Source organism: Brevundimonas sp. KH_025, from assembly GCF_057839885.1.
Genome location: NZ_CM174501.1, coordinates 1007852 through 1029376 on the forward strand (window position 1 = coordinate 1007852; position 21525 = coordinate 1029376).

General features: G+C 68.5%; 20 protein-coding genes. 8 read left to right on the plus strand and 12 right to left on the minus strand.

Annotated elements, in window-relative coordinates; genetic code table 11:
* Nucleotide 1 precedes the first annotated feature (1 nt).
* From cysW to cysG, 8 genes are read right to left on the minus strand one after another with little or no spacing between them, the layout of a single operon-like run.
* Nucleotides 2-868, minus strand: coding sequence for a sulfate ABC transporter permease subunit CysW (gene cysW, locus AC3IS2_RS05090; RefSeq protein WP_489199565.1), 867 nt, complete (start codon nt 866-868; stop codon nt 2-4).
* Nucleotides 865-1710, minus strand: a complete 846-nt coding sequence (cysT, locus tag AC3IS2_RS05095; RefSeq protein ID WP_489199566.1) for a sulfate ABC transporter permease subunit CysT — start codon at nt 1708-1710, stop codon at nt 865-867. Before cysT ends, cysW begins: the two co-directional genes overlap by 4 nt.
* Nucleotides 1707-2744, minus strand: a complete 1038-nt coding sequence (locus AC3IS2_RS05100; protein WP_489199567.1) for a sulfate ABC transporter substrate-binding protein — start codon at nt 2742-2744, stop codon at nt 1707-1709. Before AC3IS2_RS05100 ends, cysT begins: the two co-directional genes overlap by 4 nt.
* Nucleotides 2744-3763 carry a cysteine synthase A gene (locus tag AC3IS2_RS05105; RefSeq protein ID WP_489199568.1) on the minus strand — a complete coding sequence of 340 codons (1020 nt, stop codon included), beginning with the start codon at nt 3761-3763 and terminating at the stop codon, nt 2744-2746. The genes AC3IS2_RS05100 and AC3IS2_RS05105 overlap by 1 nt, the downstream gene beginning before the upstream one ends.
* Nucleotides 3764-3821: 58 nt before the next feature.
* Entirely contained in the window at nt 3822-4898 is a 1077-nt protein-coding gene (locus AC3IS2_RS05110) for a phosphoadenylyl-sulfate reductase (protein ID WP_489199569.1), read from the minus strand.
* Entirely contained in the window at nt 4885-6552 is a 1668-nt protein-coding gene (locus tag AC3IS2_RS05115) for a nitrite/sulfite reductase (RefSeq protein ID WP_489199570.1), read from the minus strand. The genes AC3IS2_RS05110 and AC3IS2_RS05115 overlap by 14 nt, the downstream gene beginning before the upstream one ends.
* Nucleotides 6552-6836: a DUF2849 domain-containing protein gene (locus AC3IS2_RS05120; protein ID WP_489199571.1), complete on the minus strand. Its 285-nt coding sequence runs from the start codon at nt 6834-6836 to the stop codon at nt 6552-6554. Before AC3IS2_RS05120 ends, AC3IS2_RS05115 begins: the two co-directional genes overlap by 1 nt.
* Nucleotides 6833-8236 (minus strand): siroheme synthase CysG, encoded by a 1404-nt coding sequence (gene cysG / locus AC3IS2_RS05125; protein WP_489199572.1) that lies wholly within the window; start codon nt 8234-8236, stop codon nt 6833-6835. Before cysG ends, AC3IS2_RS05120 begins: the two co-directional genes overlap by 4 nt.
* A 130-nt stretch (nt 8237-8366) precedes the next feature.
* Here cysG and gcvA point away from each other — a divergent pair, with 130 nt between their 5' ends.
* The 5 genes from gcvA (at nt 8367) to fdxA (ending at nt 13489) form a co-directional block, all read left to right on the plus strand.
* The gene (gene gcvA / locus AC3IS2_RS05130) at nt 8367-9296 is read left to right on the plus strand and encodes a transcriptional regulator GcvA (protein ID WP_489199573.1); all 930 of its coding nucleotides are present in this window, start codon (nt 8367-8369) and stop codon (nt 9294-9296) included.
* A 118-nt stretch (nt 9297-9414) separates the two neighbouring features.
* Nucleotides 9415-10221 carry a ferredoxin--NADP reductase gene (locus AC3IS2_RS05135; RefSeq protein ID WP_489200099.1) on the plus strand — a complete coding sequence of 269 codons (807 nt, stop codon included), beginning with the start codon at nt 9415-9417 and terminating at the stop codon, nt 10219-10221.
* Between the two features lie 108 nt (nt 10222-10329).
* The gene (cysD, locus tag AC3IS2_RS05140) at nt 10330-11274 is read left to right on the plus strand and encodes a sulfate adenylyltransferase subunit CysD (protein ID WP_489199574.1); all 945 of its coding nucleotides are present in this window, start codon (nt 10330-10332) and stop codon (nt 11272-11274) included.
* Nucleotides 11274-13124: an adenylyl-sulfate kinase gene (gene cysC / locus AC3IS2_RS05145; RefSeq protein WP_489199575.1), complete on the plus strand. Its 1851-nt coding sequence runs from the start codon at nt 11274-11276 to the stop codon at nt 13122-13124. The genes cysD and cysC overlap by 1 nt, the downstream gene beginning before the upstream one ends.
* A gap of 29 nt (nt 13125-13153) precedes the next feature.
* A complete protein-coding gene (gene fdxA, locus AC3IS2_RS05150; protein WP_489199576.1) occupies nt 13154-13489 on the plus strand; it encodes a ferredoxin FdxA in 336 nt (111 codons plus the stop codon).
* A 17-nt stretch (nt 13490-13506) separates the two neighbouring features.
* On the opposite strand, the gene AC3IS2_RS05155 is transcribed toward fdxA, so the two are convergent.
* From AC3IS2_RS05155 to AC3IS2_RS05165, 3 genes are read right to left on the minus strand one after another with little or no spacing between them, the layout of a single operon-like run.
* Nucleotides 13507-14076, minus strand: a complete 570-nt coding sequence (locus AC3IS2_RS05155) for a class I SAM-dependent methyltransferase (protein ID WP_489199577.1) — start codon at nt 14074-14076, stop codon at nt 13507-13509.
* Nucleotides 14077-14089: 13 nt separating this feature from the next.
* A complete protein-coding gene (locus tag AC3IS2_RS05160; protein WP_489199578.1) occupies nt 14090-15178 on the minus strand; it encodes a glycosyltransferase family 4 protein in 1089 nt (362 codons plus the stop codon).
* Nucleotides 15178-16107 carry a glucosamine inositolphosphorylceramide transferase family protein gene (locus tag AC3IS2_RS05165; RefSeq protein ID WP_489199579.1) on the minus strand — a complete coding sequence of 310 codons (930 nt, stop codon included), beginning with the start codon at nt 16105-16107 and terminating at the stop codon, nt 15178-15180. The genes AC3IS2_RS05160 and AC3IS2_RS05165 overlap by 1 nt, the downstream gene beginning before the upstream one ends.
* A 256-nt stretch (nt 16108-16363) precedes the next feature.
* Here AC3IS2_RS05165 and AC3IS2_RS05170 point away from each other — a divergent pair, with 256 nt between their 5' ends.
* From AC3IS2_RS05170 to AC3IS2_RS05180, 3 genes are all read left to right on the plus strand, one after another.
* On the plus strand, nt 16364-16879 hold the full coding sequence (locus AC3IS2_RS05170; RefSeq protein WP_489199580.1) for an RNA polymerase sigma factor: 516 nt from the start codon (nt 16364-16366) through the stop codon (nt 16877-16879).
* A gap of 106 nt (nt 16880-16985) precedes the next feature.
* Nucleotides 16986-17936 carry a FecR family protein gene (locus AC3IS2_RS05175; protein ID WP_489199581.1) on the plus strand — a complete coding sequence of 317 codons (951 nt, stop codon included), beginning with the start codon at nt 16986-16988 and terminating at the stop codon, nt 17934-17936.
* The gene (locus AC3IS2_RS05180) at nt 17923-20415 is read left to right on the plus strand and encodes a TonB-dependent receptor (protein ID WP_489199582.1); all 2493 of its coding nucleotides are present in this window, start codon (nt 17923-17925) and stop codon (nt 20413-20415) included. The genes AC3IS2_RS05175 and AC3IS2_RS05180 overlap by 14 nt, the downstream gene beginning before the upstream one ends.
* Before the next feature lie 113 nt (nt 20416-20528).
* On the opposite strand, the gene AC3IS2_RS05185 is transcribed toward AC3IS2_RS05180, so the two are convergent.
* Nucleotides 20529-21524 (minus strand): DUF6607 family protein, encoded by a 996-nt coding sequence (locus tag AC3IS2_RS05185; protein ID WP_489199583.1) that lies wholly within the window; start codon nt 21522-21524, stop codon nt 20529-20531.
* Nucleotide 21525: the final 1 nt, after the last annotated feature.

Genomic DNA, 21525 nt, shown 5'->3' on the forward strand with positions numbered 1-21525 from the left:
GTCAGCGCCGCCCCCTCGCGGCGAGGTCGTCGGCGTGGCGGTGCTCGAGGAAGGACTTCAGGACCAGGGTCACCAGGGCCAGAACCGCCAGCAGGGCGGCGGTCGCGAAGGCGCCGACGAAGTCGTACTCGTTGTAGAGAATCTCGACGTGCAGCGGCAGGGTGTTGGTCAGGCCGCGAATGTGGCCCGACACCACCGAGACGGCCCCGAACTCGCCCATCGCCCGCGCATTGGCCAGCAGCACGCCGTACAGCAGGGCCCAGCGCACGTTCGGCAGGGTGATGAAGAAGAAGATGGCGGACGGCCGGGCGCCCAGGGTCAGGGCGGCCAGTTCCTCGTCCGATCCCTGCTGCTGCATCAGCGGGATCAGCTCGCGCGCCACATAGGGCAGGGTGACGAGGATGGTGGCCAGAACGATAGCGACCGGGGTGAACATGACCTGCAGGCCGGCGGCGTTCAGCCAGGGCGCGAACCAGCCCGAGGCGCCGAACAGCAGCACCCAAACCAGGCCGGAAATGACCGGCGACACCGACAGCGGCAGGTCGATCAGCGCCATCAGCAGGGTCTTGCCGATGAAGTCGAAGCGGGTGACGCACCAGGCGGCGGCCAGGCCGAAGACGGCGTTCAGCGGGGTGGCGATGGCCGTGGTCAGCAGGGTCAGCCGGGCGGCGGCCCAGACGTCGGGCTGGGACAGGCTGGCGACGGCGGCGTCCACGCCTTTTCGCAGGGCCTCGACCAGGATGACGCCCAGCGGTGCGAGCACGATGAGCGCCAGCCACAGCAGGGCCAGGCCGATCAGCAGGCCGCGTCCCAGGCCTCGCTTGCGAGAAGTGGAGAGCGGCGCCGAGGGCAGGGCTTCGACCGTCATGCGCCCCGCCTCGCGATCAAGGTCTGCAGGCCGTTGAAGCCCAGCAGGATGAGGAAGGACAGGACCAGCATGGCCATGCCGATGGTCGCGGCGCCGGCATAGTCGAACTGCTCCAGCTGGGTGACGATCAACAGGGGCGCGATCTCCGACCGCAGCGGCATGTTGCCGGCGATGAAGATGACCGAGCCGTATTCCCCGACCCCGCGCGCGAAGGCCAGGCCGACGCCGGAAAGCAGGGCGGGCAGGACGGCGGGCAGGATGATGCGCGTGGCGCGCTGGAACGGCGAGGCGCCCAGGGTCTCGGCCGCGGCCTCGACCTCCTGATCCAGATCCTGAAGCACGGGCTGGATGGAGCGAACGACGAAGGGCAGGCCGACGAAGATCATGGCCACGACCACGCCGACGGGCGTGTAGGCGATCTTGACGCCCAGCGGCGCCAGCAGGCCGCCGATGGGGCCGTTCTGGGCGTAGAGGGCGGTCAGGGCGATGCCCGCCACGGCGGTCGGCAGGGCGAAGGGCAGGTCGATCACCGCGTCGGCCAACCGCTTGCCGGGGAAGTCATAGCGGGTCAGCACCCAGGCCAGCAGCCCGCCCATCACCGCATTGACGGCGGCGGCGACGGCGGCGGCGACGAAGCTGAGCCTCAGGGCCGCCTGGGCGCGGGGCGAGGTCGCGGCGGCGATGACGCTGTCGAGGCCGTTCTCCCACGGGCGGATCGCTAGGGCGGTCAGGGGAATGAGGACGAAGAGCGACAGATAGGCGACCGTGAACCCCAGCGAGAGGGAGAAACCGGGCAGGGCGCTGGGGGCTTTCCAGATCAGTCGGCCGGGCTGTCGGGTCATGGTTGTCGGCCAGGCTGATAGATCTGATCGAAGACGCCGCCGTCGGCGAAGTGGCGCTTTTGGGCCGCGCTCCAGCCGCCGAAGTCGGAGATGTCGGCCAGCGTCAGATGCGGGAAGCGGTCGGCGAAGCGGGCGGCGACGGTTGCATTGCGCGGCCGGTAATAGTGCTCGGCCGCCAGAACCTGCGCCGGTTCGTCGTAGAGCTGCGCCAGATAGGCCTCGGCGCGATCCCGCGTGCCCTTCTTGTCCACCACCTTGTCGACCACAGCCACCGGCGGTTCGGCCAGGATGGAGAAAGGCGGGGCGACGATGTCGACCTGATCCGGGCCCAGTTCGCGCGCAGCGAGGAAGGCTTCGTTCTCCCACGCCAGCAGGACGTCGCCGATGCCGCGCTGGACGAAGGTGGTGGTCGATCCGCGCGCCCCCGTGTCCAGCACCGGCACCCGGCGGAACAGTTCGGTGACGAAGGTCTGGGCCGATTGCTCGGTCCCGCCTGGACGGCGCAGGGCGTCGGCCCAGGCCGCCAGATAGTTCCAGCGCGCCCCGCCCGAGGTCTTGGGATTGGGGGTGATGACCTCGACGCCCGGCTTCAGCAGGTCGGGCCAGTCGTGGATGCCTTTCGGATTTCCTTTGCGCACCAGGAAGACGATGGTCGAGGTGTAGGGGGCGGCGTTGTTCGGCAGGCGCGTCTGCCAGTCGGCGGCGATCAGGCCGCGCGCGGCGATCTCGTCGATGTCCGAGGCGAGCGCCAGGGTGACGACGTCGCCGGGCAGACCGTCGATGACGGCGCGGGCCTGCTTGCCCGATCCGCCGTGCGACTGTTCGACCGCAAAGGGCGCGCCGCCGCCCGCGCGCCAGCGCGTCAGGAAGGCCTCGTTATAGGCGCGATAGAACTCCCGCGTCGGATCGTAGGAGACGTTCAGCAGGGGGGCCGTCCCCTTGCCCTGGGCGCATCCGCTGAGGGCCAGGGCGCTGAAGGGGAGGGCGCCGGCGCCGAGAAGCAGGCTGCGTCGGTCGGGTGAGAAGCTCGCCATCACGCCAACTCCCGCACGTCTTCGGCGACCCACTGCGGCGTCGGCAGGCCCTTGCTGCGCAGGAAGGCCGGGTTGAACAGGCGCGAGGCGTAGCGCGTGCCGGGGTCGCACAGGACGGTGACGATGGTCTTGCCCGGTCCGATGTCGCGCGCCAGCCGGACGGCGCCGGCCAGATTGACGCCCGAGGACCCGCCCAGCGACAGGCCCTCATGCCTGACCAGATCGAAGAGAATGGGCAGGAATTCAGCGTCTTCGATGCGATAGGCGAAGTCGGGCGTGAAGCCTTCCAGATTGCCGGTGATCCGGGCCACGCCGATGCCCTCGGTGATCGAGCTGCCTTCGCCCGTCATCTGGCCCTGGGTGAACCAGTTGAACAGCGAGGCGCCCGCCGGGTCGGCCAGGCCGATCTTCACCGCCGGGTTGCGCTCGCGCAGGAAGGCGCCGACCCCGGCCAGGGTGCCGCCGCTGCCGACGGCGCTGACAAAGGCGTCGACCCGCCCGCCGGTCTGTTCCCATATCTCGGCGGCGGTGCCTTCATAGTGGGCGGCGCGGTTGGCGATATTGTCGAACTGATTGGCCCAGAAGGCGCCGTGAGGCTCGGTCGCGTTCAGCTTGCGCGCCACCTCTTCCGAGTAGTGGACGAAGTGGTTGGGGCTGGAGAAGGGAGCGGCGTCCACCTCGATCAGGCGCGCGCCCAGCGCCCGGATGGCCAGCTTCTTCTCCTCGGACTGGGTGCGGGGCATGACGATGACCACCCGGTGGCCCAGGGCCGCCCCGACCAGGGCCAGGCCGATGCCGGTGTTGCCCGCCGTGCCTTCCACGATCACGCCGCCGGGCCGCAGCGCGCCCGAAGCCTTGGCCTTCTGCACGATGGACAGGGCCGCGCGGTCCTTGATGGACTGGCCGGGGTTCAAAAACTCCGCCTTGCCCAGAATCTCGCAGCCGGTGGCGTCCGACAGGCGGTTCAGGCGGATCAGCGGCGTGTCGCCGATGAGGTTGATGATGCTGGAGATGGACAAGGGATGTCTCTGGATCAGGTCTTGTGAAGGGATCGGGCGATGCGGCGGACGGCCCGCGTCAACAGGCCGGGGCCAGCGTCCGTGCATGGATGCCGCACTCGGTCTTCTCCTGACCCGCCCAGCGGCCGTCGCGGGCGTCCTCGTCAGCGGCGACGGCGCGGGTGCAGGGCCAGCAGCCGATGGAGGGGTAGCCCTGCTCGACCAGAGGATGGCGCGGCAGTTGATGGTCGCGCAGCCAATCCTCGACCTGATCCGCCGACCACTTGGCCAACGGGTTGACGGTCAGGACGTCGCCCGCAGCCTCGAACGGCATGAGGTCGGCGCGCTGGTTGTTCTGATAGCGTTTGCGGCCGGTGATCCGGGTGTCGAAACCGGACAGCGCCTGAGCCAGAGGCTGGACCTTGCGAGCGGCGCAGCAGGCGTCGGGCTGGCTCCGCCACAGGTCGCCGCGCGGGTCGGCGGCGGCCAGGACGGCGGCGTCGGGCGCGATGTCGCGCACGTCGGTCAGACCCAGCCGCTGCGCCAGTTCGCGGCGATAGGCCAGGGTCTGGAAGAAGTGCTGGCCGGTCTCGAGAAAGACGACGGGCAGGTCGGGCCGCACGCGCGAGATCAGGTGCAGCAGGACGGCGGCCTCGGCGCCGAAGGAGGAGATGGCGGCGGCCTTGCGGCCCAGCGCCGGGTCCAGAATCGCCTTCAACAGGTCTTCTGCTTCGGCGTCGCCCCATTGAGCGTTGAGACGCGCGGCCAAGGCGGCGGCGTCTGCGGACGCGGGCGTCGCATGGCGCTGACGCCAGACCAGCCGGTCGTCGCCGGACGCGGGCTGATAGGCCGCGCTGAAGGCCTGATCCATGCGCCGCCAGGGCGCCGCGTCGGCGCCGGGCGATAGTTCGACCGCATCAAAGCCGCAGCGGCGCAGGTGTCGGGCTTGGTCGGGCAGGACCTTGCCCGCCGCGATCAGGCGGCCGCGATAGCCCTGACCGCGCAGCACGGCGGCCAGCGAGAAGCCGCGACCGTCACGGAAGGCCTCGAACTCAAGGATCAGGCTGTCGTTGGCCGCGGCCGCAGCCTGTATGTCCGCCTCGGGCGTCGAGACGGTCAGGCGAACGCCGTCCTGGGCTTGCTCAAGCAGCTGCATCGATCGGCTCATAGATGGCGGTGCGGAAGGGATCGGCGCCGAGGCGACGGACCGTGTCGATGAACAGTTCGCCGTCGTTGCGGACTTCCAGATAGCGATCCAGGGCGCGGGCGATAGCGGGGGCCACCTCGTCGGCGGGCAGGCTGCGGCCGACGATCTCGCCCAGCGCGGCCTGCTCGTCGGGCGAGCCGCCGACCGTGATCTGATAGTATTCCTCGCCCTTTCGATCGACGCCGAGGACGCCGATGTGGCCGACGTGGTGGTGGCCGCAGGCGTTGATGCAGCCGCTGATGTTGATCCGCACGGGACCCAGCTTTTCCTGCAGGTCGGCGTCGGCCAGCTGGCGCGACAGGGCCTGGGCCACGGGGATGGAGCGGGCGTTGGCCAGGCTGCAATAGTCCAGGCCGGGGCAGGCGATGATGTCGGTGGCCAGGTCGGCGTTGGCCGTGGCCAGACCGGCCTCGCGCAGTCGGCTCCAGACCGCGTGGGCGTCCTCCAGCCGAACATGGGGCAGGACCAGATTCTGTTCGTAGGAGGCGCGCACTTCGTCGAACGAGAAGCGCTCGGCCAAGTCCGCGACGACCTCCATCTGCGCCGCCGTGATGTCGCCGGGGACGCCGCCGGTCGGCTTCAGCGAGACGATGATCGCGCCGTATCCGGCCTGCTTGTGATCGCGCAGGTTCGAGCGGGTGAAGCGGGCGAACTCGGGGTTCAGGCGGCGGGCGGCGTCATAGGACGGGCTGGTCGCGGGCAGGGTCTCGAACGGCGGCGGGGTGAAGTAGGCCTGGATGCGGGCCAGTTCCTCGTCGGGGATGCGCAGGTCTTCCTGGCGCAGGATGGCGAACTGGCGCTCGACCTCGTCGCGGAAGGCGTCGATGCCGATGGCCGCGACTAGGATCTTGATCCGCGCCTTGTGGATGTTGTCGCGCCGTCCCAGCAAATTGTAGGCGCGCAGGATGGCGGTCAGATAGGCCAGCAGCGAACGTCCCGGCACGGCTGAGGCGATCTCTTGCGCGATGTGCGGCAGTCGTCCCTGACCGCCGCCGACGAAGACGCGGAAGGCCGTCTGGCCGTCGTCGCCGCGCACGATCTGAAGTCCGACGTCGTGCGTGCGGATCGCCGCCCGGTCCTTGGCCGCGCCGATGACCGCGATCTTGAATTTGCGCGGCAGGAAGGAGAATTCGGGGTGGATGGTCGACCACTGGCGCAGGATCTCGCACCACGGACGCGGGTCCTCGATCTCGTCGGCGGCGACGCCGGCGAAGACGTCGGTCGTGACGTTGCGGATGCAGTTGCCGGAGGTCTGGATGGCGTGCATCTCGACCTCGGCCAGATCGGTCAGGATGGCGGGCAGGTCCTGCAGCGCGGGCCAGTTGAACTGGATATTGGTGCGGGTGGTGAAGTGGCCGTAGCCCTTGTCATAGGTGCGGGCGACATGGGCCAGCTGACGCATCTGGCGGCTGTTCATGACGCCGTAAGGCACTGCGATCCGCGCCATATAGGCGTGCAGTTGCAGATAGACGCCGTTCATCAGCCGCAGCGGTTTGAACTCGTCTTCGGTCAGTTCGCCGCTGCTGCGGCGATCGACCTGATCGCTGAACTCCGCGATGCGCTCGCGGACCAGGGCGGCGTCGAATTCGTCGTAACGGTACATCAGGCGATCTCGTTTCGAGCGAAGGCGAGGCTGTGGCCCACGGTGGGGCCGGCCGAGCGGATGCGCTCCTTCAGCCGGTCGCGGCCCGCAGGGGTGCGGCCCTCGACCTCGATCAGGTAGGGATTGACGAAGACGGCCGGGCGCGACTGGGCCTGCGCCAGGGCGGCCTCGGCGGCATCGACGTCCAGAATGCGAGCGCCGTCGATGGCTTCGACCACCGCGTCGGCCTCGCCCAGATAGATGACGCGGCCGTCGTTCAGCCGGTTTGCGGTCAGCAGTTTCATGCGGCGACCTCGATCAGGGCGCGCTCGTCGTCGGCGACGGCAAGCGCGGCGGTCTCGCCGATGAACAGCAGGGCGGGGCCGGTCAGGTCCATGCGCGCGACCAGGGCGCCCAGGTCGTCGAGGCGCCCCTTGAAGGTGCGCTGGTCGGGGCGGCTGCCGTTCTCGACCACAGCGACGGGGGTGGCGCCGCTGCGTCCGGCGGCCAGCAGGTTCGATGCGATTTCTTCAGCCTGGCCGGCGCCCATATAGACGGCCAGGGTATGGTTCGGCGCCGCCAGCCGGGTCCAGTCGGCGGCCCGACCGCCGGGCTTGGGCTGGCCGGTGACGAAGGTCACGGCCTGGGCGTGGTCGCGGTGGGTCAGGGGCAGGCCGGTGGACGCCGCGCAGGCGAGGGCGGCGGTGATGCCCGGCACGACGACAGCCTCGATCCCGGCGGCGCGCACGGCTTCCAGTTCTTCTCCGCCGCGCCCGAAGACGAAGGGGTCGCCGCCCTTCAGCCGCACGACGCGGTGCCCGGCGCGGGCCTCGTCGATCATCAGTTGTTCGATCTGGTCCTGCGGCACCGAATGGTCGCCGCGCGCCTTGCCGACGTAGATGCGCCGGGCGTCGCGTCGGGCGCGGTCCAGCACCTCAGGCGAGACCAGCTTGTCGTGGATGATGACGTCGGCGTCCTGAAGCGCGCGCAGAGCCTTGAGGGTCAGCAGCTCAGGATCGCCGGGACCGGCGCCGACGATGTGGACGACGCCCTGAGCGGCTTCTTCGCGGGGCGTCGCGGCGACGTTCAGCAGGCGGACCATCTCGCGGCGGGCCTCGGCCATGCGGCCGTCGGCGGCCAAGTCGGCGGCGGGGCTGCGGAAGGCCTTTTCCCAGAAGCGGCGGCGGGCGAGGAAGTCGGGGATCGACTCCGTCACGGCTCCGCGCAGTTCACCCGCCAGCCGAGCGACGGAGGCCACGCCTTGCGGCAGGACGGCCTCGATCTTCGAGCGCAGATCGCGGGCGAGGATAGGGGCAGATCCGCCGGTCGCGACGGCCACGACCACCTCGTCGCGGTCGATCAGGGCCGGAGTATGGAAGTCGCTGAAGGAGGGCTGATCGACGATGTTCACCTGGGCGCCGGCCTCGCGCGCGGCCTCGGCGATGTCGCGGGCCAGGGCGAGATCGTTCAGGGCGATGAAGACCAGGCGGGCGCCGCTCAGGTCGGCGGCGTCAGGAATGCGGGGGCTCGGCGTCGGCGCGGCGGGCGGCGTTTCCAGCGCGGCGGGTGCGCCGTCCGGCGTGAACCAGACCAGTTTGGCCGGGCTGTTGAGGAACAGACGCAGTTTCGCCAGCGCCGGTTCGCCCGCGCCGACGACGACGACTTTCGCCTTGCTCAAAGGGATGGATGCCAGAAAGACGCGCATCGGCCGGTTCCATGATCTGCTGTCATCCGCCTGCGCTGTTGCGTGGCGGCTCGACATTCAGCATCCGCCGTGCACGATCCTTCCACAAACCAGATTGTCTTCGACGCCCTGATAGGTTTTCTACAAGCGCATGGTTCGACCGCTTTTGCCCCTCAACGCCCTGCGCGCTTTTGAAAGCGCGTCGCGGCACCTCAACTTCTCGCGGACGGCGGATGAGCTGTCGGTGACGCCGGGGGCTGTCAGCCAGCAAATCCGTCTGCTGGAAGAGATCATCGGCGGCCCCCTGTTCACGCGGGAAGCGCGCGGGCTGCAGCTGACGGAACTGGGCCGTGCGGCGACGCCTCTGCTGCGCGAAGGGTTCGAGCGGCTGATGGACGCCTCGGCCATTCTGCGCGAGCCGCCGCTGAACCGGACGGTGGCGATCAGCGTCGCGCCGTCCTTCGCCTCGAAATGGCTGATGCCGCGCATGGACGACTTCCACGCGGCCCACCCGGACATCGAGGTCTGGATTTCGGCCGACATGGAGCCTGTGACGGTGGGCAAGGGCAAGGTTGATCTGGCCATCCGTTATGGTCCTGGCGACTATCCGGGCCATGTGGTCGAACGCCTGCTGACCGAGACCGTCATCCCCGTCTGCGCGCCGTCGCTGGTGGCCGCGCCGCACCCGATCCGCACCGCCGAGGACCTGGCCCAGCACACGCTTCTGCATGACATGTCCGAGGACGGCGACGCCTCGCGGCCCGACTGGGCCATGTGGCTGAAGGCCCGCCACGCGAGCCACGCCGACGCGCGGCGCGGCTCGCGCTTCGACCAGTCCAGCCTGCTGATCGAGGCGGCGGCGGCGGGGCGCGGCGTGGCCCTGGCCAGGCGGACCCTGGCCCAGGCTGACCTCGCCACCGGGCGTCTGGTCGCGCCCTTCCCGGACGGCAGTCAGGTGCTGGGTTTCGCCTACTATATCGTCCTGCCCAGGGACCGTCCGGCGTCGCCTGGAACCAAGGCCTTCGTGGCCTGGCTGAAGAAGCAGGCCATCGACTTCGACAACAATCTGGACCAGCTGTAAGCGCGCTCGCAGATTTTCTGCACGCTCGAAACAGGATTGATCGTTTCCTCGGCTGACGCCTCCCGCCCTATGTCGAAGGCCTTCAAGCAGGAGGTCGGTCGTGAGCGAAGTCGCAGTTCTGGAGCGTTCCCGTGTCGCGGCGCCCGCGCCCTGGACCCCGCAGCGGGTCCGTTGGGTGCGGCGCTGGACCGATCATCTGTTCAGCTTCGCCATTGATCGGCCCGAGGATTTCCGCTTCCGCTCCGGCGAGTTCGTGATGATCGGCCTGCCGTCGGCGGACGGGGCGGGCAAGCCCACGCTGCGGGCCTATTCCATCGCCAGCCCGTCGTGGTCGGACGAGTTGGAGTTCTTCTCCATCCGCGTCGAGGACGGCCCGTTGACGTCGCGCCTGGTCGACATCCAGCCCGGCGACGAGGTCCTGCTGGGCAAGAAGCCGACGGGCACCCTGGTGCTGGACGCCCTGAAACCCGGGCGGCGGCTGTTCCTGATCGGCACCGGCACCGGCCTGGCGCCCTGGCTGAGCGTGGCGCGCGATCCGGAAACCTACGCCCGGTTCGAGCGGGTGGTCGTGACCCATACGGTGCGCCAAGTCGCCGATCTGGCCTATCGCGACTTCTTCGGCCGCGACCTGCACGACGATCCCCTGATCGGGGAGGAGGCGAGGGCGCAGCTGACCTACTATCCGACGGTGACGCGCGAGGCCTTCGAGCGTCCGGGACGCATCACCGACCGCATCACCAGCGGCGCCTTCTTCGATGATCTGGGTCTCGAAGGCCGGTTCGATCCGTCGCAGGACCGCATCATGCTGTGCGGCTCGACCGCCATGATCCGCGAGGCGGCGGCCCTGCTGGAAAGCCACGGCCTGAGCGAAGGCTCGAACGCCGAACCGGGCGACTATGTGCTGGAACGCGCCTTCGTCGGCTGACCTTTCAGATTTTCTATCGGCCGGCGCGAGATCATATCGTTCGACGCGGACCGGCCCTCCACGCTTCAAATATCCCACGTTCAAGACGACCAGTGAGGACCGCAGCCTATGCAGGCGACCGTCGAAAAGCAGAGAGACGCCACGGCGCGTCGCGTCCTGCCCCCGCATCTGCGCCAGCTCGAGGCCGAGGCGATCGAGATCCTGCGCGAGGTGGCGGCGACCGCGCGTAACCCGGTCATGATGTATTCGATCGGCAAGGACTCCGGCGTCCTGCTGCATCTGGCGGCCAAGGCCTTCTATCCCGGCTCGCCGCCTTTCCCCCTGCTGCACGTCGATACGACGTGGAAGTTCCGGGACATGATCACCCATCGCGACCACGTGGCCGGCCTCTATGGCGCGCGCCTGCTGGTCCACACCAATGACGAGGCGCTGGCGCGCGGCGTCAGCCCGATCACCTCCGGATCCTCGGCCCACACCCAGGCGATGAAGACCGACGCCTTGAAACAGGCGCTCGACCTGCACGGCTTTGACGTCGCCATTGGCGGCGCGCGACGCGACGAGGAGAAGTCGCGGGCCAAGGAGCGCATCTTCTCGTTCCGGGGCGCGGACCACAGCTGGGACCCGCGTCGCCAGCGGCCGGAACTGTGGCGGCTGTGGAACTCGAACCTGGGTCCGGGCGAGAGCCTGCGCGTCTTCCCCCTGTCGAACTGGACCGAGCTGGACGTGTGGGAATACACGCGGGCTGAAGGCATCCCGGTCGTGCCGCTGTATTTCTCGGCCCTGCGCCCCGTGGTGGTGCGCGACGGCGCCCTGATCGTGCGCGACGACGAGCGCTTGCCGCTGCGCGAGGGCGAGACGCCCGAACTGCGCCGCGTCCGCTTCCGCTCCCTAGGCTGCTATCCGCTGAGCGCCGCCGTGGAATCCGAAGCCGACAGCCTCGACGCCGTGATCCGCGAGCTGCGCACCAGTCGGCAATCCGAGCGACAGGGGCGTCTGATCGACGCCGACGAGACCGCCTCGATGGAGCGCAAGAAGCGCGAGGGATACTTCTGATGGACGGCGCCGTGACGGCTTTCACCGGACAGACGCGCCGGCCGGAACGCGATCTGCTGCGCTTCCTGACCTGCGGCTCCGTGGACGACGGCAAGTCCACCCTGATCGGCCGGCTGTTGTTCGAGACGGGCCAGGTGCCCGAGGATCAACTGGCGACGCTGGAACGGGACTCGCGTCGCTTCGGCACCGACGGGGCCAACCTCGACTACGCCCTGCTGCTGGACGGGCTGGAGGCCGAGCGCGAGCAGGGCATCACCATCGATGTGGCCTATCGCTACATGTCGACGCCGCGCCGCAGTTTCATCGTCGCCGACACGCCGGGGCATGAGCAGTATACGCGCAACATGGCCACCGGCGCCTCGACCTGCGACGCGGCGGTCGTGCTGGTCGATGCGGTCAAGGGCGTGACGGCCCAGACGGCGCGCCATAGCCGCATCGTCGCCCTGTTCGGCATTCGCCACGTCATTCTGGCGGTCAACAAGATCGACCTGATCGCGGACGATCCGGCGGCGTTCGCGCGCATCCGCGACGCCTATGCCGAACTGGTCGCTGACCTGGGTTTCCGCTCGGTCACGGCCATTCCGGTCAGCGCGCGACGCGGCGACAACCTGACGGCGCTGTCGGCCGCCACGCCCTGGTACGACGGCCCCAGCCTGATCGAGGCGCTGGAGGACCTGCCGGTCGCCGAAACCGGCGTCGCCCGGCCGTTCCGAATGTCGGTGCAGTACGTCAACCGGCCGCACGCCGATTTCCGCGGCTATGCCGGGACCATCGCCTCGGGCGAGGTCAAGGTCGGCGACGCCCTGGTCGTCTGCCCCGGCGGTCAGGCGGTGACGCTGGCGCGCATCCTGGCGGGCGATGTCGAGGTCGCGGCCGCTCGAGCCGGCGACGCCGTGACCCTGGAACTGGCCGAGGCGACCGACGTGGCGCGCGGCGACGTCCTGGCCCCGACAGATGATCGCCCCGCCGCCGCCGACCAGCTGACCGTGCGCCTGCTGTGGATGGGCGATCAGCCCTTTGACGCCGACGGCCGCTACCAGGTGAAGCTGGGCACGCGGACCTTGCCCGCGCGGCTGACGCTTTCGGGCGAGGCGTCGACGCTGGCGCCCAATGAGGTGGCGGACGGCCTGCTGACCCTGCCGTCGCCGGTCGCGGTGGACGCCTTCCGCGATGACCCGGCCCAGGGCGCCTTCGTCCTGATCGACCGGCGCACGGGCGTCACGGTGGCGGCGGGGGTGATCACGGGGATCCCCGATCAGGCGGCCCATATTCACCACAGCCCCGCCGCCGTTTCGCGCGACGCTCACGAGCTTCTGAACGGCCATCGCGGCGGGGTGGTCTGGCTGACCGGCCTGTCGGGGGCGGGCAAGTCCACGGTCGCCCAGGCCCTTCAACAGAGCCTGCATGGCCGGGGCTGCCGGACCGTGCTGCTGGATGGCGACAATCTGCGTCATGGCCTCAACCGCGATCTCGGCTTCTCCGACGCCGACCGGGCCGAGAACGTGCGCCGGACGGGGGAGGCGGCGCGGCTGTTCACGGAGGCCGGCGTCATCGCCATATGCGCCCTGATCTCGCCGCGACGGGCGGATCGCGACGCCGTGCGGGCGCGCTTCGACGACGACCGCTTCATTGAGGTCTTCGTGGATGCGTCGCTGGAAAGCTGCCGCGCCCGCGATCCCAAGGGGCTGTATGCCCGCGCCTCGGCCGGGGTGATCGCGGGCTTCACCGGGGTCGCCGCGCCCTACGAGGCCCCGATCGCGCCGGACCTGACCCTGGCCACCGAACAGCTGTCGCCGTCGCTGGCGGCCGACGCGGTTCGCCGCCTTCTTGAAGAGCGCGGCTGGCTCTAGGCCGCCGCTCCTACGACTGGATTTCTGCCGTGACTTATCTCGTCACCGACGCCTGCGTGAAATGCAAGTTCATGGACTGCGTCGAGGTCTGCCCCGTGGACTGCTTCTACGAGGGCGAAAACTTCCTCGTCATCTCGCCCGACGACTGCATCGACTGCGGCGTCTGCGAACCCGAGTGCCCGGTCGACGCCATCAAGCCGGACACCGAGGACGAACCCGACGGCAAATGGCTCAAGATCAACGCCGATTACGCTCGGGTCTGGCCCAACATCACGGTCAAGGGCGAGCCGCCCGCCGACCGCGCGGCCTATGAAAGCGAGACCGGAAAGTTCGAGAAGTATTTCAGCCCCAAGCCCGGCGGGTGAGGGCGGGCGTGATCTCCTCAGGGCGCCTGGACCGCCAGCGTGTCGTAGACGTGGGTGACAGCGTCGAAACGGACGCGTGACGGCGCGCCGCCGAGGGTGGCGGGTTGATAGAGGCGTTTGACCGCCGACAAGTCCAGGGGATCGTCGATCCGGTCGGTGTTCCAACCCAGGATCAGCAGTCCGTTCGGTTTCATGATCGTGGCCATGGCGGCCAGTGCGGTTTCTTGATCCTCGCGGCGGTCTACCCCAAAGCCCAGCACGCCGTTGCACACGATGGCGTCAAAGCGCAGGTCGTCGAAGATGGCCCCGGCTTGGCAGATGTCGCCGGTTTGATGGCGGCCGGCGCGTCCCCAGCGTGCGGCGCGGGGATCAATATCGGTGGTCCACACCTCCGCGCCTTGATGCTCCAGGGCCGGATAGTCCATGGCGGTATAGCGGCGGCAGCCGACCCACAGTATGCGCCCGCCCCGCGCGGCCAGCGCGGGGAGATAGATTTCCGCCAGCGCCCGTCGATCGGGCAGGTCGCGAATGTCCTCGCTCGAAGACCGGGTCTTGAACAGGGAACGCAGGAAGGAGGTCAGGCTCATGGATGAATCTCGGTCATGCCGCGGCGGCGGTTTCGGTCAGGCGCAGGCGCAGGGCGTCCAGTTCGGCGGCGCGCAAAGCCGGGGCGTGCGCTTGTATCACGAAGGCCTGACCATCACGCGCCAGGGCGATGCGACGGGCGTCGTCGCGCGTCAGCTCCAGCAAGGCGGCTTTCAACGCGTTCGCCTCGGGCGGATCGACATAGATCGCATGTGCGCCGCTGGCTTCGCGCAGGCCGCCGCGTCCCGACGAGATCAGGGCGGCGCCCGCGGCGTGGGCCTCCAGCGCCGCCAACCCCAGGGTTTCCGGCACGCGAGAGGGAACGACGGCGATCGCTGCGCGCTGGGCGACGGCGCGCACCGTGCCGGGGGACGCTGAATAGGCGATCTCGATCCTTTGCCCGAACCGCGCCAGCGCCGCGACGTGCGGCTCGGCCCAGGATTGATGGCGGTCCCAGTCGCCGAGCATGAGGGCCGCACGCCAGTCGGGCGACTGATCCAGGGTTTGGGCCAAGGCGAGACAGAGGGCGTCCAGACCTTTTTCCTCCATGGCGCGTCCCGCAAACAGGATCAGCTTTTCCTTCTTCGCGACATCGCCGCGCCAGGCTTCAAGGTCGATCGGGTTGCAGATCACCTCGGCCTGATGATCGAAGCCCGGATAGTCGACCAGGAATTCGTCGCGGGCGGCGCAGCTGACGAAGACCAGGCGGCTGAAGGCTTTCAGACGGCGGCCGTATCGCCATCGGTCGACAGGGTTGGAGGGCGGCTTGACCCGGGTGTGGCGATACAGAATCTGAGGACGCCCCGGCAGACGACGCGCGATCTCGGCCGCACAACCGAGCTGCTGATGGTATTCGATCAGGTCTGGCTGGAAAGCGTGCAGGCGGCTGACCACCGCGGCCTCATAGGCGGCCCTCCCCAGGCCCGACGGCACGGTCAGCATTCGCCCGGCCTCGACCGGGATTGCGGCGCCGGCTTCGCATACGAAGCGCACGTCCGCGGCGAAGCGACTCCAGCGGTTCAGCAACAGCGCCACCGCCTCCATGGAGTTGACCCTGTCGCGGTCAAGGGCGCAGCCGCGTGGCAGGACGACGGCGATGCGCATCAAACAGCCTCCAGCTCGGTGTTTCGCGTGACGCCGGGGCTGTTCAGGCCGAGGAGGCGGCGGGCCTTGTAGAGGGCCTTGATCCCCCTTTCCGCGCGGGAGCGCCGCAGGCCCTTCAGGTCGATGAAGGTCACGTTGGCGTCGCCGGACAGCGTATGCAACCCGTCCTCAAACCCAGGCAGCAAGCCGTCGGGCGCCAAGCGCCGCACTTCCGTCGCCAGGACATCGGTCGGGCTCAGGACGTCGATGCGCAACAAGCGGATAGCCGCGCCATAGGTCGGCCGGCATTCCTGCACAGGCAAGTAGAGCCGCCCTTCGTGTTCAAACGCCGTGCCGCCCGGCCGCGAGTCCAGGAAGCCAGAGCGCACAGGATTGCCGGCATGGGGCGTCCACGGTCCCATCAGGGCATCGGCGCTGGCGATGTGCATTTCCCGCATCGCCCGATCGTTCGGCCCGGGCAGGGCGTAGAACATCCACCAGCGTCCGCCGTGCCGCGCCACGGTGGCGTCGATGGCGGGCTGTTCCAGCAGGCGGCTGACGGGCGTCCATCGGTCCGGAAAGCGCTCGCACCGATACAAGGTCAGCGCGCCGCTCTTGTAGCCCTCGGGCAGCATGTACAGGATCCCATCCTCTTCGATCAGGCTGGGGTAGGAAAGGTGGAAGGGGGCGGCCAGAGCCAAGCCCTGTCGGACCAGGACATCGCCTTCATACTGGAAGTAGCGGATTTCGCCGCGCCGAACACGATAGTCGTAGGCCTCTGCGAATATGGTGAGGATCCCGTCCCGCTCCAGGCCGAAGGGATCAGCGATGAACTGGAAGTCGCGCGGGCAGGGCGGAAGCCAGGTCACGGTCTTCGCCTCCAGTCCGTTCGGCTCCAGGACATGGCTCACTGGGCGGCGGATGAAGCCGATGCGCCAGGCGTCGTACATCGGGCCTTCCTCAGCGCAACTCAGACAGGCGACGAGCGTCGCCCTCCGCCCTTGTCAGGGCGCGGGAGAGCCAGCCCAGATATGCGGACTTTGAAGCGACGGTCTTCATGCTCACACTCGACTACGGCGGAGCTCTGTCGGCCCCTCATGTGAAAGACGGCGCCGTGCGTGTCTTGCCTCATGACTTTCCTCGCGGCATGACGGATTAGGGTTCAGCCTGAACCCCCAAGCGCCGCTGCGGCGGCGGAGATTCTGTTTGAGCCCGTCGGACCTCACGCTGATTGACGCCTATCTGCAGATGCGCGGCGAACTGGGCCGCTTCATCGCGGTGCGTCTGGGGGCGCAGGGGGATGTCGAGGACGTCCTGCAGGAACTCTATCTGAAGGCGTCCCGCGCCTCTGGAACGGACGATATCCGTGACCCCCGCGCCTATCTCTATCGGCTGGCGTCCAACCTGATGATGGATCGCTGGCGGTCGGCGCGGCGCGCGGCGGCGCGGGACGGCGCCTGGCGTCTTGCGGTCTATGGTTCGGACGTGAGCATCGACGATGCGCCGTCCGCCGAGGCGGAGGTCGATGCGCGACAGCGGCTGCAGGCTATCGTCAAAAAGATTGACGGTCTTCCCGAGAAGACGAGGGCCGTGTTTCACCTGCACAAGTTCGACGGCCTCAGCTACGCTGAGGTGGCCGAACGTGAAGGCATCTCGCGCAGTTCGGTCGAAAAGCACATGATGCAGGCGCTGCGCATGTTGGCGGAAAGGGCGCGGCCGTGATGTCGAGCGCGCGGATGGTCGAAACGGAATATTCTGGAGGCGGAGGCCGGTTGGCGCCGTCTTGTTGTCAGGCCCTGAATCGGGCGTCGCACAGGCGTTCAGCAGAATGACGAACGACAGACAAGTCGAAGAGGCCGCGCTGGGCTGGTTCACGCATCTGCGGGACGACAGGGCGAGCGCGGCCGACTGGCGCGCATTTGCGGATTGGGTCGCGGCTTCGCCGGCCCACGGCGCCGCCTATGACGAACTGGAGCGTCTGTGGGTCGAACTGGATGACATCGAGCCGGCGGGCATGGCGCCGCCGGTTCCTGCTGCAAACGACAACCGCCGCCCGGCCCGCCGACGTGGATGGCTGTATCCCGCCGCAGGAATCGCCGCCGCAGCCCTGCTGGCGGTCGGCCTTTGGCCGTTGATGATCAATCCCGCCAAGGTCTACCGCGCCGAGGACCAGCCTCTGGCGGTTCGGCTGGCCGACGGGTCGCACGTGCAATTGAACCGCCATTCCGAAATGTGGGTGCGCCTGGAGGCGGGAAGTCGCCGTGTCGTCATGTGGGATGGCGAGGCCGCGTTCGAGGTCGTCCCTGACGCCGCCCGGCCTTTCGTGGTGGAGGCGGACGGGCGCGAGGTGCGCGTGCTGGGGACCGCGTTCAATGTGGTCAGCCACGACGGCGCGTTCTCGGTCGGAGTCGAACGAGGGGTTGTGGCCGTGAAGGTCCGTGCCGTTTCGACGCCCGTCCGACTGACGGCTGGCGGCCGGATCAGGCAAGCAGACGACGCCGCGCCTCAGATTGACGCTGTCGATCCGGCTGCCGTCGCGACGTGGAAATCCGGCGTCCTGGTTTATCGGGCGGCGTCGCTTGATGAGGTCGGCCGGGATCTGTCGCGTTATTTCGACAAGCCGGTTAAGGTGTCGGCCTCTGCGCAAGGGCTGCGATTCACCGGCGCCCTTCGCATTGCTGATGAAAAGGCCATGCTGGATCAACTCCGTGATTTCATGCCCGTAGACGTTCAGTCGGACTCAGCCGAAGTGCGTTTGACGTCGCGTGAGCGAGGCTAGAACCCCGCCTCTGGTCCAGGCACGGCGACGCGGCCTCGCGGTGGCGGCGTTTGTCGGCGGCCTGACGACGGCGCTTGCATCACAGCCCGCCGCAGCGGGGCCGTCGCGTGTCTTCCACGCCAATATTCCCGCCCAGGGCGTTCGCGAGTCCTTGTTGGACCTGGCGGTGCAGGGGCGCGTGTCCATGGGCGGGGATGTCGCAGTTTGCCGCGGCGACGCGCCGAGCCTTACCGGCGCGATGGATATTGAAACGGCGCTGAGGCGCATTCTGGCGGCCGCCGATTGCAGCTATGTCTTGCGTCGCGACGGCGCCGTGATCATCCGTCGCCGGGCCCCTGGGATCTTCCGCGCTGCGCCGAGGCCGCAACAACCGCAGCAAGGCCGCCCCTCAGATGCATCGACCCAGGCGGAGATCGCCCGTCTCAGCGATGTCATCGTCACGGCCGGGCGCAGTTCGGAATCGCCGCAAACCGCGCCCATGTCCCTGACCTCCGTGTCGGGGGAGCAGTTGTCGGCGTCAGGCGCCGCCGGCGCATTTGACCTGAGCGCCCTGGTGGCCGGGATGACCGTCACCAACCTGGGTTCGGGGCGGAACAAGATTCTGCTGCGAGGCATGTCGGACGGCGCCTTTACCGGCCAGACGCAGTCGACGGTCGGCCTGTATCTGAACCGGACGCCCTTGACCTATACGGCGCCCGATCCGGATCTGAAGCTCGTGGACGTGAACCGGGTCGAGGTGCTGCGAGGGCCTCAAGGCGTCCTCTACGGCACGGGACCGATCGGCGGCGTGCTTCGGATCGTGCCGGAAGCGCCGGATCCGGCGGGCGAGTTCCTGATGGGGTCGGCCGCCTATTCCGACACCCAGGGCGGCGGCGTAAACAGCGACTTGTCGTTTGTCGCCAACCTTCCCGTCCTGGCCGGCGCAGGAGCGCTTCGCGTCGTCGGCTATCGCGAGAAGTCAGGCGGCTACATCGACGACGAGAGTCTGAATCTGCGTCGGGTGAACAGTGGTGAACGCCACGGCGGGCGCGCGGCCCTGAGCCTGCAACTGTCTCCCGAATGGAAGCTGACGGCCGGAACGGTGCAGCAGCGGATCGACAGCGAAGACACCCACTACGTCTATCGTCTGGCGGGCGGGCGTCGCCGCGCTAATCTGGTGCGGGAGCCGCATTCCAACGTCTTTGGCCTGGTGCAGGCGCGGCTCGAGGGGCGCGGCGACTGGGGCCGGGTCGAGGCGACGCTGGCCCGTGTCGATCACGATTTCACCAGCCGCTACGACGCCTCGTCGGCCCTGCCGTTGTTCGGTTCGAACGCGAGGATCGGCGCGCTGAACGATCGCCGCATGATTGATCTCGCGATCACCGACCTATCCTACGCTTCTCCGCGCAACGGCAGGCTGCGTTGGCTGGCAGGCCTGTTCATTTCGCGCGTCACGACAGACTACGAAGCGGACCTCAGCGCCTTCCGACCCGTTCGAAGTCGGATCTACCGGGAGCGGCGCATCGACCGCCAATCCGAGACGGCGATGTTCGGTCAGGTCATTTTCGAGATGACCGCCGACACGAGTTTGATCGTGGGGGGGCGCTACTACAGTTTCGACTATGAGGCGGCGTCGCGCGTGGCGCAGGGCGTCCATGAGCGGCCGTTCCAGGGCAAGGGACGCGACAGCGGCTTTTCACCGCGCGTGGCCGTCGACTGGCGCGTCAACGACGACTGGCGCGGCTATGGCGCGATCAGTCAGGGACATCGTGCAGGAGGTTTCAACACCGCCGGCCCGATCGGCTCGCTGTTTTCAGAAACGCTTTCGTCCCCCGCGCGACATTATCGCGGCGATTCCCTGTGGAACTACGAGATCGGGGCCAAGGGAAGCCTGCTGGACGGACAGGCGCAGATGCGCGTGGCCATGTTCTACGCCGATTGGCGCGACCTTCAGAGCGATCAGTTCCTGCCCAGCGGCTTGTCGTACGCCGTCAACGTCGGCGACGGCGCCAACCTCGGCGTGGAGGTCGAGGCGAACTGGCGGCCCCTCGACAGCCTTGAGATCCGCACCAATGCGATCCTGGCCCGGCCCCGTCTGGTTCGACGGGACGAGGACGCCTTTACGGCCAAGGGCGATGCAGGTCTTCCCGGCGTTCCGTCCGTATCCGCCAACGTCAACGTCAACTGGCGACGCCCGCTGACGGATCGACTGAACCTGATGGCGGACGGATGGGTGGCCTATGTGGGACCGTCCCGGCTGACCTTTGATAGGGAGGGGCGGCATCGAATGGGCGACTACGCCACGGCGCGTTTCTCTGTCGGGCTTGAGGCGGCGCGTTGGCGCGCTGAGGCCTTTGTGACCAACCCCCTGAACACACAGGCTAATACGTTCGCTTTCGGCGATCCCTTCCGTCTGCCTGAAGCCTTGATGACCACGCCGCTTCGGCCGCGCACCATCGGCCTGCGTGTGACGGTCAGTCCTCTGGGATACGGCGACTAGGGCCGCCGACGGCGCCAGGATCGGCCAGGCCGCGCGCGCCGCCATGATCGAGAAGCGGCGCGCGCGGTTTCAGTTAGGCAGAGCCGATCCTGGCGTTCGGCTGGCGACCGGCGTCAGGGCTTGGTCGCGGTCTCGATCGTGGCGCGCGCCTGGTCGACGGCGGCCTGGGTCGTGATCTCGCCGTCCTGGATCTTCTGAGCCAGATCCATCAGCGGCGGGCCGGTGACGACGCCCGTCTGGGCCTCTTCCTCGACGTGGACGCCGTTGCCGCGGGCGATGGCCGCGTCCCAGGCGTCGCGAACGGCAGCCCAGTAGCCTTGCGTCGCCGCCCAGTAGTCGTCGCCGGCCTTGGGCGAGTAGCTGGTCGAGCGGTCGTAGGTGTTGACCACGTCTTCCTGGACGATGGCGATCGGCTCGCCGCCGGCCTTGCCCGACATCTTCATATTGTCCTGGATATGCACCCAGCCGTTCGGGGTCAGGATGTGGCGGTTGGTGCCCAGATAGCGGTCGTAGATCGGGTTCAGCACCGCGTCGCGGCGCGCCAGCGGCCGCCAGGTCGGGGCCGAGGTCCAGGCCGACAGGCCGTTGACGTAGGTCCAGCGGCCCAAGCCGCCGTAACGGGGCGAGTCGTCCGTCTGCCACACCGTCTGCGACCAGGCGCCCGCGCGTTGCTCGGCGGAAACCGGCGTCAGCGTCCACTGGTTCGGGCCGGCGTAGGTCAGGACCGTTTCCGGCTGATAGACCCAGTCCTGACGCCAGTGCTTGATGACGATGGCCTTGCCGTCGTGCTCCATGACCAGGATGTGCTGCAGGCTGATGCGGTCGCCCTTGTCATGGACGACACGCACGATCTCGCTGCCGCCCGACAGCTTGCCCTCCATCGGGTCGTAGTCGGCGTTGAAGCTGACGTTCTCGCGCATGTCGAAGTGGACGCGGTACTGGCCGGCCTGGGCCAGGATGGACTGACGGTCCCGCTCGAACGCGCTGGCGGGCGCCGTGGCGGTCAAGGCAGGCGTTTGGGCAGGCGTCTGGGCGGGCGTCTGGGCGGCGGCGAGGGCCGCGGGGGCGGCGCCGACCAGCAAGGCGGCGGCGAAAAGCATGGCGCGCATG